Origin of the sequence: Variovorax soli, assembly GCF_031454625.1 — a bacterium.
Taxonomy (GTDB): Bacteria; Pseudomonadota; Gammaproteobacteria; order Burkholderiales; family Burkholderiaceae_C; genus Variovorax; species Variovorax soli_A.
The window spans coordinates 370,511-387,972 of sequence record NZ_JAVDRF010000001.1 but is presented as its reverse complement, the minus strand read 5'-3'; the positions used below and the strand labels follow the sequence as shown (position 1 = coordinate 387,972).

Here is a 17,462-nt window from a genome sequence, read left to right as displayed (position 1 = left end):
ATGCATTTTGAATGCAAAACTTGGCGACCTCAATCGACAGGCTTCAGGGTTATCGAGCATGTTCGAATGCATTTTGCATGCAAAACTTTGAAGAAAGGACCGTTCATGCTGCAACTCGATTCCCATCCGACCGGCCGGCATTTCCTGCAGATCCCCGGCCCCAGCCCGGTGCCGGACCGCATCCTGCGCGCCATCAGCCTGCCCACCATCGACCACCGCGGCCCCGAGTTCGGCGCGCTGGGCCTGAAGGTGCTGGCGGGCATCCGGCAGGTGTTCCAGACGCGGCATCCGGTGGTGATCTACCCGGCCTCGGGCACGGGCGCGTGGGAGGCGGCGCTCGCCAACGTGATGAGCCCGGGGGATGCGGTGCTGATGTACGAGACCGGCCACTTCGCGACGCTGTGGCAGAAGATGGCGCTGCGCCTCGGGCTGGCGCCCGAGTTCCTCGGCCTTTCCGGCATCGACGACACGGGGCTGCCGCGCAGCTGGCGCCACGGCGTGCAGGCCGAGCTGATCGAGGCGCGCCTGCGCCAGGACACCGGGAAAAAGATCCGCGCCGTGTGCGTGGTGCACAACGAAACGTCGACCGGCGTGACCTCCGACATCGCCGCGGTGCGCCGCGCGATCGATGCGGCCGGCCATCCGGCCCTGCTGATGGTGGACAGCATCTCGGGCCTCGCCAGCGCCGACTACCGCCACGACGAATGGGGCGTGGATGTGACCATCAGCGGCTCGCAGAAGGGCCTGATGCTGCCGCCGGGCATCAGCTTCAACGCGCTGTCGCCCAAGGCGATGGAGCGCAGCAGGACTGCGAAGCTGCCCAAGGCCTTCTGGGCCTGGGACGAGATCGTGGAGATGAACCAGAGCGGCTACTGGCCCTACACACCCAACACCAACCTGCTGTACGGCCTGGCCGAATCGCTGGACATGCTGCTGGAAGAAGGGCTGCCGCAGGTCTTCGCGCGGCACCAGCGCTGGGCCGCGGGGGTGCGCTCGGCGGTGCAGGCCTGGGGTCTGCCGACGCAGTGCGCCGACCCGGCCGTGCATTCGCCGGTGCTGACCGGCGTGATCACCCCCGAGGGCGTGGACGCCGATGCGCTGCGGCGGCTGATCCACGAACGCTTCGACCTGTCGCTGGGCACGGGCCTGGGCAAGCTCAAGGGCCGCATGTTCCGCATGGGCCACCTGGGCGACAGCAACGACCTCACGCTGGTGGCGATGGTGGCCGGCGTGGAGATGGGGTTGAAGCTCTCAGGCGTGAAGCTCGCGGGCAGCGGGGTGGCGGCGGCGATGGAGCATTTCGCGAGCCATGCGGCGGCGAAGGCATTGCGCCAGGCGGCTTGAAGTCGTCGCACGCCGAACTTTCGGAGATCCGCAGGCGAAGGATGCGAAGGATGCGAAGGACGAAGGTTCGCCGCGCAAGCTTCGCGCCCTCTGCGCCCTGCACCCGAACTGATACCCGTATTTCAAAAGGAGAGCCCTCCATGCAACGACGTTCCCTGATCCAGGCCGCGGGCGCCGCGGCCGCGACACTCGGCGTGCCGCGCGTGTTCGCGCAGGAATGGCCGAACGGCCCGGTGCGCATCGTGGTGGGCTTCCCGCCCGGCGGCGGGACCGATGCGCTGGCGCGCGTGGTGGCGCAGAAGCTGTCCCTGATGTGGAACCAGTCGGTCATCGTCGAGAACAAGGGCGGTGTCGCCGGCGTGCTGGCGGCCGAGTACGTGTCGACCCAGCCCAGCGACGGCTCGACGCTGCTGATGGCGCACATCAACAGCCACGCGCTGGCACCGAGCCTGCAGCCCAAGCTGCGTTACAGCGTGGAGCGCGACTTCGTGCCGATCGTGCTGGTGGGCGTCACGCCCAACCTGCTGATCGCGGGGCCGGCGCAGAAGGCGGTGACGGTGAAGGACATCGTCGCGCTCTGCCACGCGGAGCCGGGCAAGGTGAGCTTCGGCTCGGCCGGTGCCGGGTCGGCTCAGCACCTGGCGCTGGAGATGTTCAAGCTGCAGGCCAAGGTCGATGCGCTGCACGTGCCCTACAAGGGCAGCGGGCCGCTGCTGGCCGACCTGATGGGCAACCAGATCCAGTACAGCTTCGAAACCATGACGGCGGCCACGCCGCATGTGAAGAGCGGCAAGGTGACGGCGGTGGCGCAGACGCGGCTGAAGCGCGCCAAGGGCCACCCGACCGTGCCGACGATGCAGGAGCAGGGCTTCGAAGGCTTCGAGGCCACCACCTGGTACGGCCTGGCCGGGCCGGGCAAGCTGCCGACGGCCATGGCCGACAAGATCAACCGCGACGTCAACACCGTGCTGGCGATGCCCGATGTGCAGGAGCGGCTCGACACCTACGGCGCCGAGGACGGCGGCGGCTCGCGGGAGAAGTTCCAGAAGTTCATCGCGGCCGAGATCGAGAAGTGGGCGCGCGTGGTGCGGGACGCCAAGGTGAAGGTCGACACCTGAGCAAACGACGGGGCCGACCCAGGGGCCCGACTGCAGCCCCTCTCAGGCTGCCGATCCCTCGTTCCAGGTCGCCGGATCGGCGGCCTTGGGCTCGTGCACGCGCAGCGGCCGCACAGGGTGCCGGTAGACCTGCTCGCCTTCTTTCATGCCCGACGCCACGCGCGTGCCGCCGCACACCTTGCAGCTGTGATCGGCATCGAGCCTAGGGAAACCCCGCTTGTCAGACAACGCCGCCAATGAATTGCCGAAAATGACCGGCGCGCTGCAGTGCAACATGGTGACAAAAGCTCTGGTTTGGCCGGCCGCCGCGCCGCAGATCCATCCACCAGGGTTTCAATGTTCAATCCGCCGTCGCTCGAATGCATCTCGCCAACCGCCACCGGCCTCTCGCAGGACACGTTGGCCTTTGTGTTCGAAGCGCAAAGCGGAGCACGGCCCTCGCACCTGGCCTACGCCTTTCTCGCGGAGGATTTATCCCCGGCGCAGCAGACCAGCTACGCCGAGCTGCACGGAGAGACGCATCGCCTTGCCGCCTGGCTCTCGGCAGAGACCCGGCCCGGCGACCGGGTGCTGCTGGCCTTTCCACCGGGTCTGGACTTCGTGCGCGTGTTCTGGGCGTGCCTGCTCAGCGGCAGGGTCGCGGTGCCGGTGCCTTCGCCCGATCCCATCCGCCTGCACCATGCCGCGCCGCGCCTGCGCAGCGTGATCGCCGACTCGCGCGCGACGCTGGTGCTGACCAGCGCGGCCCTGCTCGATGCTGCGGCCGCCGCGCTGGACCCGGCGACTTTCGCGATGGCGCGCTGGGCCGCCCTGCCCGATGCGTCTGCGCTCGAAGCGGCGAGCCCGGGCGGCTTCATTCCGCCGGCCATCGAGCCGCATTCGCTGGCCTATCTGCAATACACCTCCGGCTCCACCTCGGCACCGCGCGGCGTGCGCCTGTCGCATGCGAACGTGCTGGCGAACGTACGCGCGCTGATCGCCGCGGGGCACGGGAACCCGGAGTCGCGCGCGCTCAGCTGGCTGCCCCATTTCCACGACTATGGCCTGGCCTTCGGCGTGCTGGCGCCGGTCGTGGCGGGCGCCAGCGGCTATCTGATGTCGCCGCTTTCGTTCCTGCGCCGGCCGCTGCGCTGGCTGGACGCGGTCGAGAAGCACCGCATCACGCACACCGGCGCGCCCGACTCGGCCTTTGCCGCCTGCCTGCTCGCGCTGGGCGACAAGCCGCTCGGTGCGCGCCTGGACAGCCTGGTGTCGCTCAACTGCGGCGCGGAGCCGATCAAGGCAGAGACGGTGGAGCGCGTGCTCGAGGTCTTCGGCGCGGCGGGCATGGGCCCGCGCGTCTTCGCACCCTCCTACGGCCTGGCCGAGGCGGTGCTGGGCGTGAGCGCGGCGGGGCCCTCGGGGCCGCCGCGCATCGTGTCGGCCGATCCGGCGGCACTGGTGTCGCACCGCTTCCTGCCGTTGCCGGAAGGTTCGCCGCAGGCACGCCGCCTGGTGGGCTGCGGACAGCCGATGCAGCACACCGAGATCCTGATCGTTGACGAAGGCCGACGCTGCGCCGAGCGCGCGGTCGGCGAGATCTGGGTGCGCTCGCCCGGCGTGGGCGGCGGCTACTGGATGCAGCCCGAGGCCAGCGAGGCGGCGTTCGGCGGGCATCTGGACGACGGCAGCGGCCCCTGGCTGCGCACCGGCGACCTCGGCTTCCTGGACCAGGGCGAGCTCTTCGTCACCGGACGGCTGAAGGACCTGGTGATCGTCAACGGCGAGAACCACTATCCGCAGGACCTGGAATGGAGCGCGGAGCGCGCCCATCCCTCGCTGCGCCTGGGCCATGGCGCGGCCTTCGCGGTCGACACGCCGGCCGGCGAGGGCGTGGTGCTGGCACTGGAGATCGACCGGCGTGCCGAGGCCAAGCTCGATGCCGAGGCCGTCTTCCGCGCCGTGCGCCGCGCGATCGCGGTCGAGCACGGCCTTCCGGTGCACGCGGTCGCGCTGCTGCGCGCCGGCACGCTGCCGCGCACTTCCAGCGGCAAGGTGCAGCGCCACCGCTGCCGCGAGGCCTTCCTGGCCGGCGAGCTGGCGCTGGCGGCGCCGCTCGATACCGGCAGCCAGTACGCGCCCGACGAGAGCCCCGAAGAGGACGAGCGCCGGGAGCGCCTCGGCCAGGTGCTGCCGCGCGACGAGCGCGAGCAGGCGGTGTGGGACATCTGGTGCGAGGTGCTGGGCACGCGCGCCTTCGGCGTGCACGAGAGCTTCTTCGAGCTCGGCGGCAATTCGCTGCGCATGACGCAGGTGCTTTCGCGCGTGTCGGCGCGCTTCGGCGCGGCGCTGCCGCTGGTCGAGCTGTTCGAGCATGCGAGCGTGGCCGCCATGGCGGCCGCGGTGGCACGCGAATTGAAGAACGGAGCGGCCGCGGCACGGGCGGCGCAGGCCGATCCGGCGCGCATCCGGCCGGTGGCACGCGGGGCGCCGCTGCCGGCGTCGCTGTCGCAGCGGCGCATGTGGGTGATTCAGCGCTTCGACCCGGCATCGACCGCGTACAACGTGCCGATGGCGATCCGGCTGCGCGGCGCGCTCGACGCGTCGCTGTGCCAGCAGGCCCTCGATGCGATGGTGCGGCGCCACGAAGGCCTGCGCACCTGCTTCGTCATGGGCGAGCACGAGCCGATGCAGCAAATTGCGCCCACGCTGGCCGTGCCGCTAGAGCAGATCGATCTCGGCCACCTGCCCGAACGGGAACGCCACGCGCAGGCGCGTGCGCTCCTGGCCGAGCGCGCGGCCCAGCCCTTCGATCTGTCGCAGGCGCCGCTGCACCGGCCCACGCTGATCCGCTTCGACGCGCGCGACCATGTGCTGTTCTGGACGCTGCACCACGCGATCACGGACAACTGGGCCAGCGCGCTGCTGATGCGCGAGACGCTGGCCGCCTACGGCGCGCTGGCGGCGGGGCGTGAGCCGCTCGCGGCACCACCCGCCATCGGCTACGCCGACTACGCCGCCTGGGAACGCAGCCCGGAGGCCGTGGAAGCACGCCGGCATCATCTGGACTACTGGCTGGACCGGCTGCGCGGGCTGCCCGACCTCGACCTGCCCACCGACTTTCCCCGGCCGGACAAGGCCAGCCATCGCGGCGGGCGCGTCTCGGCCCCGCTGCCGCCGCGGCTGCGCGAGGCGATGCACGCCTTCGGCGGGCGCGAGGCGGTGACGCCTTTCGTCGTCTACCTCTCGGCCTTCGCGCTCATGCTGTCGCGCCGCGCGAAGAGCGAGGACATCGCGATCGGCACGCCGATCGCGAACCGGCACCGCTTCGCCACCGAGCCGCTGGTGGGCACGCTGGTCAACACGCTGGTGATGCGCACCGATCTCGCGGGCGATCCCAGCTTCACGCAGCTGGTGCATCGCGTGCGCAGGGACGCGCTGGAGGCCTATGCGCACCAGGACGCGCCCTTCGACGAGCTGATCGACGCGCTGGGACACGACCGCACGCTGCATCCCGAAGGCCCGGTGCGCGTGCTCTTCAACGTGCTCAATGCGCCGGTGGGCGATAGCGAGCTGTTCGGGCTCGAGATCGACGAATTCGACTTCGAGCGCGTGGCGGCGCAGTTCGACCTGTCGATGCACATCGACACCGAGTTCACGCACCGCATCCACCTCGAGTACGCGAGCGATCTCTACAGCGAGGCGAGCGCCGCGCGCATGCTCGAAAGCTACCTCTCGCTGGTGGAGCGACTGCTGGCGCAGCCCGAGCGCCGGATCTCCGAGCACGAGATGCTCTCGCCGGCCGAGCTGAACCTGCTGCGCCACGGCTGGAACGGCAGGCGCTCGCCCCTGCCCGCGCGGCAGCTGGTGCACGACTACCTGGACCTCGGCGCGGCCGAGGTGCGCGAACGCGTCGCGGTCGTCGACGCGGCGGGCCGCATGCTGCGCTATGGCGAGCTCGAGGCGCGCTCCAACCAGCTGGCCCACGCCCTGCGGCTGCGCGGCATCGCACGCGGCCAGCGCATCGGCCTGTGCATCGCGCGCAGCCCCGACATGCTGATCGCGCAGCTGGGCGTGATGAAGGCCGGCGCAGCCTACGTGCCGCTGGACCCCGACTACCCGGCCGACCGCCTGCGCTTCATGGCGGTCGACGCCGACCTGAGCGCGGTGCTGGCGCAGCAGGGCACGCAAGGCATCCTGGAAGGGCTGGCGATCCCGACGATCGCGATCGACGACAAGCGGCTGGCGGCCGGCCAACCGGCGCACCCGCTGGCGCCTGACGCGGCGCTCGACGCCACGCCGCTGGACGAGGCCTACCTGATCTACACCTCGGGCTCCACCGGCCAGCCCAAGGGCGTGCGGGTGCCGCACCGCGGCGTGGTCAACTTCCTCGCCGGCATGGTGAAGATGCCGGGGCTCTCGGCCGAGGACTGCGTGCTGGCGATCACCAGCCCCTCCTTCGATCCCTCGGTGCTGGACCTGTTGCTGCCGCTGGTGGTGCGGGCGAAGGTGGTCATCGCCTCGCAGGAGCAGGTGCACGATCCGGCCGCCCTGCGCCGGCTGCTCGAAATCTGGGAGGTGACGCTGCTGCAGGCCACGCCCTCGGGCTGGCGCGCGCTGATCGAGACCGGCTGGGCGGGCACGCCGCGCTTCCGTGCGCTGATCGGCGGCGAGTCCCTGCCGCCCGTGCTGGCCGAGCAGCTGATGGCGCGCTCGGCCGAGCTCTGGAACATCTACGGCCCCACCGAGACCACGGTCTGGGCGACGGCCTGGAAGGTCCATTCGCCGCGCAAGGCGATCGCGGTCGGACAGCCCATCGACAACGTCACCGTCTGGGTGCTCGACGCGCACGGCCATGCCTGCCCGATCGGCGTGCCGGGCGAGCTGTACGTGGGCGGTGCCGGCGTGACGCTCGGCTACCACCAACGCGACGAGCTCACGGCCGAGCGCTTCGTGCCCGACCCCTTCGGCGACGAACTCGACGCCCGGCTCTACCGCACCGGCGACCTGGGCCGCTGGCGCCACGACGGGCAGCTCGAGCTGCTGGGCCGTGCCGATCACCAGGTCAAGCTGCGCGGCTTCCGCGTCGAGATGGGGGAGATCGAATCGGCGCTGCTCGACCACCCCGAGCTGGCGCACTGCGTGGCGGTGACGCGCGCCGAGCGCGAGGAGGACGTCCGGCTGGTGGCCTACTTCGTCGCGCGCGGCCCGGTGCCGCCGGCGCCCCCGACACTGCGCGAGCACCTGAGCACGCGACTGCCGCACTACATGATCCCGCAGCACTTCGTCGCGCTCGACACGATGCCGATGCTGCCCAATGGCAAGGTCGACCGTGCCGCGCTGCCGGCGCCGATGATGGACGTCGTCCTGGCCGACGGGCGCAGCTACGTGGCCCCGTCCACGCAGGGCGAGCAGATCATCGCCAGCGTCTGGTCGGAGCTGCTGGGCGTCGAGGAGATCGGGCGCACCGACAACTTCTTCGACCTGGGCGGCCATTCGCTGCTCGCCATGCGGGCCGTGTCCGCGATCGAATCGATGCTCGGGTGGAAGATCGCCCCGCGCCGGCTCATTTACGAGAGCCTGCAGCAGATCGCGCGCGAGGAGAATCTCCAGGCGCGCTGACCTTTCCGCGGCTGAAGGGCTTGCTGAGGAAGGGCGAGCCCTTCTCCCCGAAGCGCCAGGGCACCTCGGCCGCCTTGGAAATGCCGATGCGAGGCCCGGCTTCGACCATCACGGCCGGATGATCGTCGGGCGCGGCGAGCAGCGCGAAGGGCGGGCGGTCGAGCCGCTTGCCGTTGAATCCGGCATCGATGCCCAGCGCCTGCGCCAGCCGGCCGGGGCCGGCGCACAGCAGCCGGAGGTCTTCCACGCCGCGCCGCGCGCGCATGCGCTCGATGCCGGCGGTGGGCGCCAGCGCGCGGATCAGCACCCCGGCGCCATGGCCTTCCTCGCGGCAGACGAAGTTCAGGCACCAGTGAATGCCGTAGGAACGGTAGACGTAGACCCGGCCCGGCGGACCGAACATCGCCGCATTGCGAAGCGTCGGCCCGCCGAAGGTGTGCGAGGCCGGGTCCTGGCGGTCGTAGGCCTCGGTCTCGACGATGCGGCCGCCCACGCCGTCGACCAGCAGCACCAGGCCGATCAGCTTCGGCGCGACCTCGTGCGAGGGCGCGAAGAAATCGATGTCGGCGGGCGTGCGCGGCTTCACGGTGCGATCGTGCCCGACGCGGGGCAGCTCAAAGGCCCCGCTCCACCATCGCCAGCAGCTGCCGGGTCAGTGGGTCTGTCTGCTCGCGTGGTGCGCCGCGCAGAGGGCCGTCGATGATCAGGAGCGCGAGGCCGTGCACTGCCGACCAGGCCAGGAATTCGGCGCCGGGGCGGCGTTCCGGGGGCAGGGCGCCGGCGGCCACCAACTGGTCGAGGGCCGCACCCAGCAGCTCGAAAGGATTGAGGCCGCTCGCGCCGCCCTTGGCCGCATCGGGGGGGTTCGACAGTTTCACCGGCGCGCCGAAAGCGGTGCGGAAGAGCCCGGTCTGTTCCTGTGCGAAGCGCAGGTAGCCGGCGCCGATGGCGCGAACGCTGGCGCGGGCGATCTCCACCAGCGAGCCGTCGCGCGGGACGGCGGCGAGCTCGGCCTCCATGGCGGTGGCCGCCGCCGAAAGGGCCGCGGCGCGCACCGCCAGCAGCAGGGCCTCGCGGCTGGCGAAGTGCCGGTAGGCCGCATTGGGCACCACGCCCGCGCGGCGCGTGGCCTCGCGCAGGACCACTGCCTCCGGACCGCCGTGGCGGGCCAGCTCGACGCCTGCCTCCAGCAGGGCCCGGCGCAGATCGCCGTGGCGATAGGTGCCGCGCGCCGGCGGCGCGGGGCGGGAGAGCGCTATTTTCTTTTCCATGTGGACAGCGTCCATTATCTCTGCTATCTTTTTTGTGGACGTTGTACACAACAACGAAATTTCCACCAGCCACACGCGTTTTTTTCCATGGACCCGACATGAGCACCAAGATCTTCGTGAACCTGCCCGTCAAGAACCTCGAGAAGTCCAAGGCCTTCTACGGGGCGCTGGGCTACAGCTTCGACCCGCGATTCACCAACGAGCAGGGGGCCTGCATGGTGATCAGCGAGGACATCTACGCGATGCTGCTGGTCGAGAGCTTCTTCAAGACGTTCACGCCCAAGGCCATCGCCGATGCCTCGAAGAGCACCGAGGTGCTGCTGTGCCTGTCCTGCGAGAGCCGGGCCGAGGTCGAGGCCCAGGTCGCCAAGGCCATCGCGGCCGGCGGCAGCACGCCCACCGAGGCGAAGGACCACGGCTTCATGTACCAGCACGGCTTCCAGGACCTCGACGGCCACATGTGGGAGCTGGCGTACATGGACATGAGCGCCTTCCCGCAGGCCTGAGCCGCCATCGATTCACGATTTCATCCACTCTCCCAAGGAGATTGCCATGCATGTCCAGCCCTACCTGTTCTTCGAAGGCCGCTGCGATGAAGCGCTCGAGTTCTACCGCGCCAAGCTCGGTGCGGAAGTGACGATGCTGATGCGCTTCAAGGACAACCCCGAGCCGGCGGCCAGCCAGGAGATGTGCGCCGGCGGCGAGACGTCCGGCGCACCGGCCGGCGACAACGTGATGCACGCCGAGTTCAAGATCGGCGACACCACCTTGATGGCGTCCGACGGCATGGCCAAGGACGCGCCGGTCTTCCGCGGCTTCTCGCTGTCGCTGACGGTGGCGGACGAAGCCGACGCCAAGCGCAAGTTCGCAGCACTGAGCGAGGGCGGCCAGGTGCGCATGCCGCTCGGGCCGACCTTTTTCTCGCCCAGCTTCGGGATGGTGCAGGACCGGTTCGGGGTGGGGTGGATGGTGATCGTGCCGGGGCCGAAGGCCTGAAAGGGCCTGGGCCTGTCCACGGCCCCGGGCGGCTTTTGCTTCCTCTCCCCCGAGGAGAGGATGGGGGCCTTGATCTGATATCGCGCTTGTCCCGGAGCAAAGCCGCGCGCTTCGGCTCCTCCACGCTGCACATAGACCTCCGCCCGCGTGAACTATTACGCGTCTTGTGCCTGAACTGCAAGAACGACGCTTCTCGCGCGGTTCCGAACACCGAGACAGCCGACTGTCGTCGGCCGCAAAGGAGCTCTCCGTGAAACCCAGCGCTGTGGATTCCCTGAGCCGGACCCGCCCTTACCAATCAAGCCCCGGCCAAGCCATCCAACCCTCACCGCCAGGATTACGCGACATATTGAATAATGCGGATAGTCGAAAATTCTCAATGGAGAATCTTTAGAATCTTATTCTGTCGTCCAAAGCGGAGCACTCTCAGTCGATAGGCGATTTTGTAGAAAATGGTGCCAGGGTACCCAATAGCGATTTACGAAAGGTCGCGACGGCACTGGATTCTCACCAAGTCAGCGAGGAGACGGCCAAATTGCTCCGAGATCTTTATTTGCAAACCAGCTGTGAAGAGCAGTACGCCTTTCGCCTTTACTTTGCTCGACCCGAGGTGAGTGAAAAGCTCACCACTCCCGGCACCCGCATAGCAGACTTCGGAGTGCAGTCCGCCAGCATACATTTACCGCATGCAGAAAACTGGCAACTCGAACACCCCACCGAAGCTACTGAAAAGTTCATTTTTGTTTTGGATAAGAACGTGCCAAAGCAGAATATCTCGACGGGTTTTCTGCCGGACCTTGTGGCCGTTATGCCCGGCGAGGTTCTCGAAGTTTCAGACGTTGCAGAATTGCCCGGCACAACTTACATCATGCTTAAAGCCGTCCAAATGCAAAGTGACCAACCTGTTTATTCACCCTTCGATGGGACGGCCTATGTCAATCTTTCCGCCAAGAAAGATTATTTAACATCTTTTCAAACACCCAAATAAACCATAAGGAGTTTTGAGTCGAGAGTTAATCGCCAACCTGCCGAAGCTCCTCGGGGACTGAGTACCCGGGTGAAGTGCGGCTTCGCCGGCAGTGCTTCAGGTTCTGGTGGCCCGCTGCGTACTGCGGCGGGAGCGCGCCAGGGCAAGGACTTCGATCAGGCCCCACAGGAGGGCAGCGCCAAGCGCGCGGAAGCCGGTGGCCGTGGGGGCCCAGAGGAGGGAAGGGTGCATGGTGTGACGGATGCCCTCGATGGGCATAGCCGTCTTCTCACCCTAAGGGCCTCGTATGACATGTTGATGGCATGCATTGCCGCTATCCTCCGCACCCGACTCTCCCCTCCAATCCACGCGTGAATCCCCCGGACCTGCCCGAACTGCTGGAGCTGGCACAGCTGGTCCAACTGGCCGGTACGCAGGTGGAGGTGCGCACCCTGTGCGAAGTCGCGGCCGGCGCGCGGCGCTTCCCGGTCCAGGCCTTTGTGCTCGGCGACTCGCAGCCCAAGGCGCCGGCCGTGGGCTTCTTCGGTGGGGTCCACGGGCTGGAGCGCATCGGCGCACAGGTCGTCATCGCCTACCTGCGCAGCCTGGTGATGCGGCTCGCCTGGGACGAGACGCTGCACCGGCAGCTCGAGACGATGCGGCTGGTGTTCATGCCGGTGGTCAATCCCGGCGGCACGTGGCTGGGCACGCGCGCCAATCCCAACGGCGTCGACCTGATGCGCAACGCGCCGGTCGAAGCGAAGGAGCGCGTGCCCTACCTGATCGGCGGCCAGCGCATCAGCGCGAACCTGCCCTGGTACCGCGGCGCTGCCGGCGCGCCGATGGAATGCGAGAGCGCGGCGCTGTGCGCTCTGGTCGAAGCCGAGCTGCTGGGCCGCCCCCTCAGCGTCGCGGTGGATTGCCATTCCGGCTTCGGGCTGACCGACCGCATCTGGTTCCCCTACGCGCACACCGCGCGGCCGATCGGGCATCTGGCCGAGATGCACGCGCTGTGCGACATCCTCGACCAGAGCTTGCTGCACCATCGCTACAAGCTCGAGCCGCAGAGCCGGCAGTACCTGGCCCACGGCGATCTGTGGGATCACCTCTACCAGGGCGCCGACCACCGGCCGGACAGCGTGTTCCTGCCGCTCACGCTCGAGATGGGCTCGTGGCTGTGGGTCAAGAAGAACCCGCGCCAGCTCTTCTCGCGCCACGGCATCTTCAACCCGGTGATCGAACACCGGCACCAGCGCGTGCTGCGCCAGCACATCGCCTGGCTGGACTTCGTCACCCGCGCGGTCGGCAGCCACGCGCGCTGGCTGCCCACCGGCGCGCACCGGGCACGGCACGAGCAGCAGGCGCTGGCGCGCTGGTACGGGAAGCGCGGATGAACACCTGGGTGCTGATGCGCGGCCTCACGCGCGAGAGCGCTCACTGGGGCAGCTTCGCGGGTCATTTGCAGGAGCGCCTGCCCGCCGCGCGCATCGTGGCACTGGACCTGCCCGGCAACGGGCGCTTGAACGGATCGCAAAGTCCGCTGCGGATCGAAGCCGCGGCGCAGGCCTGCCGCGAGCAGCTTGTCGCCCTCGACATCGAGCCGCCCTACCACCTGCTCGCGATGTCGCTCGGTGCGATGGTGGCCGTGGAGTGGGCCTCGCGGCACCCGCGCGAGCTTGCAGGCTGCGCGCTGATCAACACCAGCTTGCGGCCCTTCAGCCCCTGGTGGCAGCGGCTGCGTCCCGCCACCTACCCGGCGCTTCTCGGCTTGCTGCTGGCACGCCGGAGCGCACGCGAACGCGAAGAGACGATCCTGCGGCTCACCACCCGCCATCCGGAGGGCGGCACCCGCGTGCTCGATGACTGGACCACGATTCGAGAGGTGCGGCCGGTGTCGCCCTCCAACGCACTGCGCCAGGTGGTGGCGGCCGTGCGCTACCGCGCGCCGGCGCAGGCACCGCGTGTGCCTCTGCTGGTGCTGGCAAGCGCCCGCGACGGACTGGTGAATCCGGATTGCTCGCGCCGCCTTGCGCGGCAATGGCACGCGGACATCGTGGAACATCCCACCGCAGGCCACGACCTGCCGCTGGACGACGGGGACTGGGTCGCGCGGCAGATCACGCGGTGGGCGGCGCGAGGAGCTGCGCTCAGGATGGGATGAGCTCATCGGCCCACGCGTCCAGCTTCTGCTTGATCCTGCGCCACTCCGGCATCTGTGCATCGAGCAGGCGATGGAAGAGCGGACCATGGTGATGCGCCTGGAGATGGCAGAGCTCGTGGATGAGCACGTAGTCGATGCATTCCCGCGACGCCTTGATCAGGTTCGGATTCAAGGTGAGGCGGCCGGCCGGCGAGCAGCTGCCCCAGCGCTGCTTCATGACGCGCAGCTGCATCGGCGGCGGCGTACGAACCCAGTGCAATGCGGGCGCGAGGGCCGCCAGGCGCGCGGCCAGCACCTCGCCGGCGCGCCTTCGGTACCAGGTGTCGAGCACGGCCCGCACGCGGCCCGGCTCGTTGCTGCCCACGGCGACTTCGATGCGACCTCTGCCCAGGCGCACGTCGCCCTTTCGGTCTTCGTCCACAAGCACTTCGAGCCTGTAGCGACGGCCGAGATAGAGCAGGGATTCGCCACCGGCATGCGCGCGCGGGCGTGCTGGGTCGATGCGCTCGCGGACGGCCGTGAGCTGGCTGCTGATCCAGCGCGCGCGCTGCCGGACCGCGGCCTGCACCGCGGTCTCGCTCGCCTCGTGCGGCACATCGACCACCACGCGCCCATCCGGTTCGACGTGAATGGCGATGCGCTGCGCCTTGCGCGCCGGCCGAAGGCGCACGCTGAACGCAATCCGCTCGTCGCCGTAGCGAAACTCTCGAAGCACTGCCGTGCTCATGCATGCCGTCCGAGGCCGAGGCGGCTGATGTGGAGCACCTGGGCGATCACATCATTCGTCCTCTCCAGGCCGAGCGGCGCATAGAGCCGCTGCAGCAGGCCCTTGCGGATGGCGGCTTCGATGCTTTGCGGGTTCAAGGAATGCTCGGCCACCGCGGCCTGCACCACGCCGCTGATGGCGAGCGCATGGTCGACATGGGCGTTGCGCTGCGCCTCGTCGAGCCGCGACGCTTCCTCGGTGCCCAGGGCGATCAGGATCGCACCGTAGTACGCCCTGGCCTGCGGGTTGGAAGCCAGGATTTCCGGCATGCCGGGTGTGGCCCGCCGCTCGACGTCGCGCTCGAAGTCCCTGAACAGCGCGTACTGCTTGCGCGGATGATCGAACAGGGCCTCCGCCTGCGCGATCGCATCTTTCAGCAGCTCGGAAAACACTTTCTGCGCATAGGGATCGTCCGCCAGATCCTGCTCGATGGTCTTGCGCAGCCGGGTCTTGATCAGGTCGGCCTCGCTGCGTGCCTTGTCCTGCGGCCAGGCCTCGGAAGCATCGGGTGCGACGCGCTCGTGCAAGACGTAGGGGCCACGCTCGCTCTCTCGGACCCGCGTCCCGATGACATGCCGGTCGACCAGCCTGCGGAGCTGCTCGTCGCATTCGCTGAACTCGGCCACCTCCATGGCGTCGAGCCGCGCCATTTGCCGCACCTGGATGAGGATCTTGAGATCGGCCTTGTAAGCCTCGAGCGCCGCTTCCGAAAAGTCCCGATCCTCGAAGAAGCCGCGCGACGACAGCGCGGTTTGCAGGCAGAGGCCGAAGGCGGTGAGCGCGGCATGGAAGTCGTCTCGAAGCTTCTGCCGTTGGTCGTAGTCGCCCCCTTGCCCATCGCTTGCGATCCGAGGGCTCAAGGCCTGGCGCAGCTGTTCGGGATCCTTGCGATTGGCGACGCCCTTGAAGAAGGACCATACCGCCTCGTGCCGCATCGGCAGTTGCCTGTACTCGGTGCTGACTTGCGCGTAGAGCCCTTCGAGGTCGCCGATGTCGAAGCCGCCTTGCGTCCTGTTTTCGAGATCCTGGTAGGCGCGGATGGCCGTGTCGAGCTCCTTCAGGATGCCGCGGTAGTCCACCAGCAGGCCGTGGCGCTTGGCATCGTGCAGGCGATTCACGCGTGCGACGGCCTGGATCAGGTTGTGGCCCTTCAGCGGCTTGTCGATGTAGAGCACCGCGTTGCGCGGCTCGTCGAAACCGGTGAGAAGGCGATCGACCACGATCAGCAGGTCGGGGTCGCCCTCGGTCCCGAAGCCCTGCAGCAGCTGCCTTTCGTGGTGGACCGCATCGACGCCTGGGTTCACCATGTTCTGCTGCCACCACTTCTGCACCTCGGGCATGCCGTGTTCGTCGGCCTCGGTGTTGCCCTCGCGCATGTCGGGCGGGGAGATCACCACGGCGCTGGTGACCAGGCCGGTCTCATCGAGCGCCTTCTTGTAGCGGATCGCATCGAGCTTGCTGGCGGTGGCGACCTGGCCCTTCAGGCCCGAACCCATCTTCTTGAAGTTCTCGCTGAAATGCGTGGCGATGTCCCATGCGATCAGCTCGATGCGCTTGGCCGCGCCGTTGATCGCGCCGCTGCGGGCATACTTCTTCTTCAGGTCGGCACGCTGCGGCTCGCCGAGGCCGGCCGTGATCTTGTCGAACCAGCGGTCGACGGCCGCGGCATCGATGGACAGCTCGGGCATCCGCTCTTCGTAAAGGAGGGGTGCGACGGCGTGGTCCTCGATGGCGCGCTGCATGGTGTACGCGTGGAGGATGGGGCCGAACTTCCGTGCCGTCTTCTCGTCCTTCAGCAGCGGTGTGCCGGTGAAGGCCACGTAGGCGGCGCGAGGCAGCGCCTTCTTCATGCGCTCGTGCGTCTCTCCGCCATGGCTGCGATGGCCTTCGTCCACCACCACCACGACATTGGGCGAATCGTTGCGGCACTCCGCAAGCCTGGAGGCGGTATTGAACTTCTGCACCAGTGCGAAGGTGATGCGCTTCGTGCCCTGGCCGATGCGCCGGGCCAGGTCGCGGCCCGTCGCGGCCTTGCTGTGTTCGCCCTCCTTGTGCGCGGCGAGCGACGACCCGAAGGCGCCCCCGGCCATGAAGTTGCGCGCGAGCTGCTGTTCGAGATCGCGCCGGTCGGTGATGACCACCAGGCGGCATTCCTTCAGCCCTTCGTTCAACAGGAGGGCCTTGGCCAGGAAGACCATGGTGAAGCTCTTGCCCGAGCCGGTCGTGTGCCAGATCACGCCGCCCTCGCGCCCGCCGTCGGCGCGTTGCCCGGCCAGCCGTCGCAGCAGGGCGCGCACGCCGAAGAACTGCTGGTGGCGGGCGATGATCTTCCCGACCCTGCTGTCGAACAGCACGAAGCCGCGCAGCAGATCGATCAACCGTTGCGGCGTCAACAGGCTCACGAGCAGGCGGTCCGGGCCGTTGGGCGGCATGGGCAAGGACGCCGACGATTCGAAGCCCTCGCGCACCGCCGCGGGCTTGCCTTCGAACAGGGCCGCTCGCGTGGCCGCGGGTAGCGGCGTGTTCTTCAGCGCCTCGATGCGGGCATCGTCGAACTCTTCTTCCTTGTTCCACTCGGCCCAGAACCTGGGCGGGGTCTGCGTCGTGCCGTAGCGCCCGCCGGTCCGGCTGAGGGACACCAGCAGCTGGGCGTAGGCGAAGAGGTCGGGGATCTCGTCATCGCGCTGGTTGCGCAGCTGGCGGCTGATGCCTTCGCGCACCATCGCGTCGGCCTCATTGCCCCCATGCCGCCCCTGCGGTGGCTTTGCTTCGATCACGACCAGCGGAATGCCGTTGACGTAGCCCACGATGTCGGGTGCACATTCGTGCGTGCCGCGGCTGGAGAGAAAGCATGGTTCTTCCGTCACGTCGAAGCGATTGGCACTCGGGTCGGTCCAGTCGATGACATGGATCGTCGGCTGATGCTTGCGGCCGTCGGCCATGAATTCGGTGACCGTGATGCCGAAGGCAAGCTTGGCGTAGAGGCGTTCGTTCGCCGGCAGCAGGCCGTCGCCGAGGCCGAGCGTCGAGAGCTCGCGCAGGATCTGCTCGATGGCACTGGGCGAGAGAGGGTATGAGCGGCCCCGGTAGTCGAAGCGGCGCGTCTGCAGGACTTCGATGAGGCGTGGCTTGAGGAGGACCTCGCGCGTCGAACCACCGCGAAAGGCGAGGCCATCGGCAGCGCCGAGGTAGTTCCACCCTAGCTTGCAAAGCATGCTCAGCGCGCAGATGCGGGCGC

Annotated in this window: 12 protein-coding genes; 8 read left to right on the top strand and 4 right to left on the bottom strand. The window is 68.5% G+C overall.

Annotated features, from left to right (window positions below; genetic code table 11):
- Nucleotides 1–105 precede the first annotated feature (105 nt).
- From J2739_RS01865 to J2739_RS01855, 3 genes are all read left to right on the top strand, one after another.
- Nucleotides 106–1,344: a pyridoxal-phosphate-dependent aminotransferase family protein gene (locus J2739_RS01865; RefSeq protein WP_309898002.1), complete on the top strand. Its 1,239-nt coding sequence runs from the start codon at nt 106–108 to the stop codon at nt 1,342–1,344.
- 140 nt (nt 1,345–1,484) lie between these two features.
- On the top strand, nt 1,485–2,462 hold the full coding sequence (locus tag J2739_RS01860) for a Bug family tripartite tricarboxylate transporter substrate binding protein (RefSeq protein ID WP_309898001.1): 978 nt from the start codon (nt 1,485–1,487) through the stop codon (nt 2,460–2,462).
- Between the two features lie 336 nt (nt 2,463–2,798).
- Nucleotides 2,799–8,063 carry a non-ribosomal peptide synthetase gene (locus tag J2739_RS01855; protein ID WP_309898000.1) on the top strand — a complete coding sequence of 1,755 codons (5,265 nt, stop codon included), beginning with the start codon at nt 2,799–2,801 and terminating at the stop codon, nt 8,061–8,063.
- Here the strand turns inward: J2739_RS01855 and J2739_RS01850 are convergent.
- Both J2739_RS01850 and J2739_RS01845 read right to left on the bottom strand, forming a co-directional pair.
- Nucleotides 8,008–8,649 carry a DNA-3-methyladenine glycosylase gene (locus tag J2739_RS01850; RefSeq protein ID WP_309897999.1) on the bottom strand — a complete coding sequence of 214 codons (642 nt, stop codon included), beginning with the start codon at nt 8,647–8,649 and terminating at the stop codon, nt 8,008–8,010. The two genes, J2739_RS01855 and J2739_RS01850, sit on opposite strands and share 56 nt — an antisense overlap.
- A gap of 28 nt (nt 8,650–8,677) precedes the next feature.
- Nucleotides 8,678–9,334 carry a TetR/AcrR family transcriptional regulator gene (locus J2739_RS01845; protein WP_309897998.1) on the bottom strand — a complete coding sequence of 219 codons (657 nt, stop codon included), beginning with the start codon at nt 9,332–9,334 and terminating at the stop codon, nt 8,678–8,680.
- Between the two features lie 98 nt (nt 9,335–9,432).
- Between J2739_RS01845 and J2739_RS01840 the strand changes: the two genes are divergently transcribed.
- The 5 genes from J2739_RS01840 (at nt 9,433) to J2739_RS01820 (ending at nt 13,458) form a co-directional block, all read left to right on the top strand.
- Nucleotides 9,433–9,840 carry a VOC family protein gene (locus J2739_RS01840; protein WP_309897997.1) on the top strand — a complete coding sequence of 136 codons (408 nt, stop codon included), beginning with the start codon at nt 9,433–9,435 and terminating at the stop codon, nt 9,838–9,840.
- Nucleotides 9,841–9,886: 46 nt separating this feature from the next.
- Complete coding sequence (locus J2739_RS01835) at nt 9,887–10,330, top strand: VOC family protein (protein WP_309897996.1); 444 nt, start codon at nt 9,887–9,889, stop codon at nt 10,328–10,330.
- A gap of 610 nt (nt 10,331–10,940) precedes the next feature.
- Nucleotides 10,941–11,318 carry a hypothetical protein gene (locus J2739_RS01830; protein ID WP_309897995.1) on the top strand — a complete coding sequence of 126 codons (378 nt, stop codon included), beginning with the start codon at nt 10,941–10,943 and terminating at the stop codon, nt 11,316–11,318.
- Between the two features lie 302 nt (nt 11,319–11,620).
- Complete coding sequence (locus J2739_RS01825; RefSeq protein WP_405053805.1) at nt 11,621–12,691, top strand: M14 family zinc carboxypeptidase; 1,071 nt, start codon at nt 11,621–11,623, stop codon at nt 12,689–12,691.
- Nucleotides 12,688–13,458, top strand: coding sequence for an alpha/beta fold hydrolase (locus J2739_RS01820; RefSeq protein ID WP_309897993.1), 771 nt, complete (start codon nt 12,688–12,690; stop codon nt 13,456–13,458). The genes J2739_RS01825 and J2739_RS01820 overlap by 4 nt, the downstream gene beginning before the upstream one ends.
- On the opposite strand, the gene J2739_RS01815 is transcribed toward J2739_RS01820, so the two are convergent.
- Together J2739_RS01815 and J2739_RS01810 are read right to left on the bottom strand one after the other, a co-directional pair.
- On the bottom strand, nt 13,445–14,185 hold the full coding sequence (locus J2739_RS01815; protein ID WP_309897992.1) for a M48 family metallopeptidase: 741 nt from the start codon (nt 14,183–14,185) through the stop codon (nt 13,445–13,447). The two genes, J2739_RS01820 and J2739_RS01815, sit on opposite strands and share 14 nt — an antisense overlap.
- Nucleotides 14,182–17,439 carry a type I restriction endonuclease subunit R gene (locus J2739_RS01810; protein ID WP_309897991.1) on the bottom strand — a complete coding sequence of 1,086 codons (3,258 nt, stop codon included), beginning with the start codon at nt 17,437–17,439 and terminating at the stop codon, nt 14,182–14,184. Before J2739_RS01810 ends, J2739_RS01815 begins: the two co-directional genes overlap by 4 nt.
- Between the last annotated feature and the right edge of the window lie 23 nt (nt 17,440–17,462).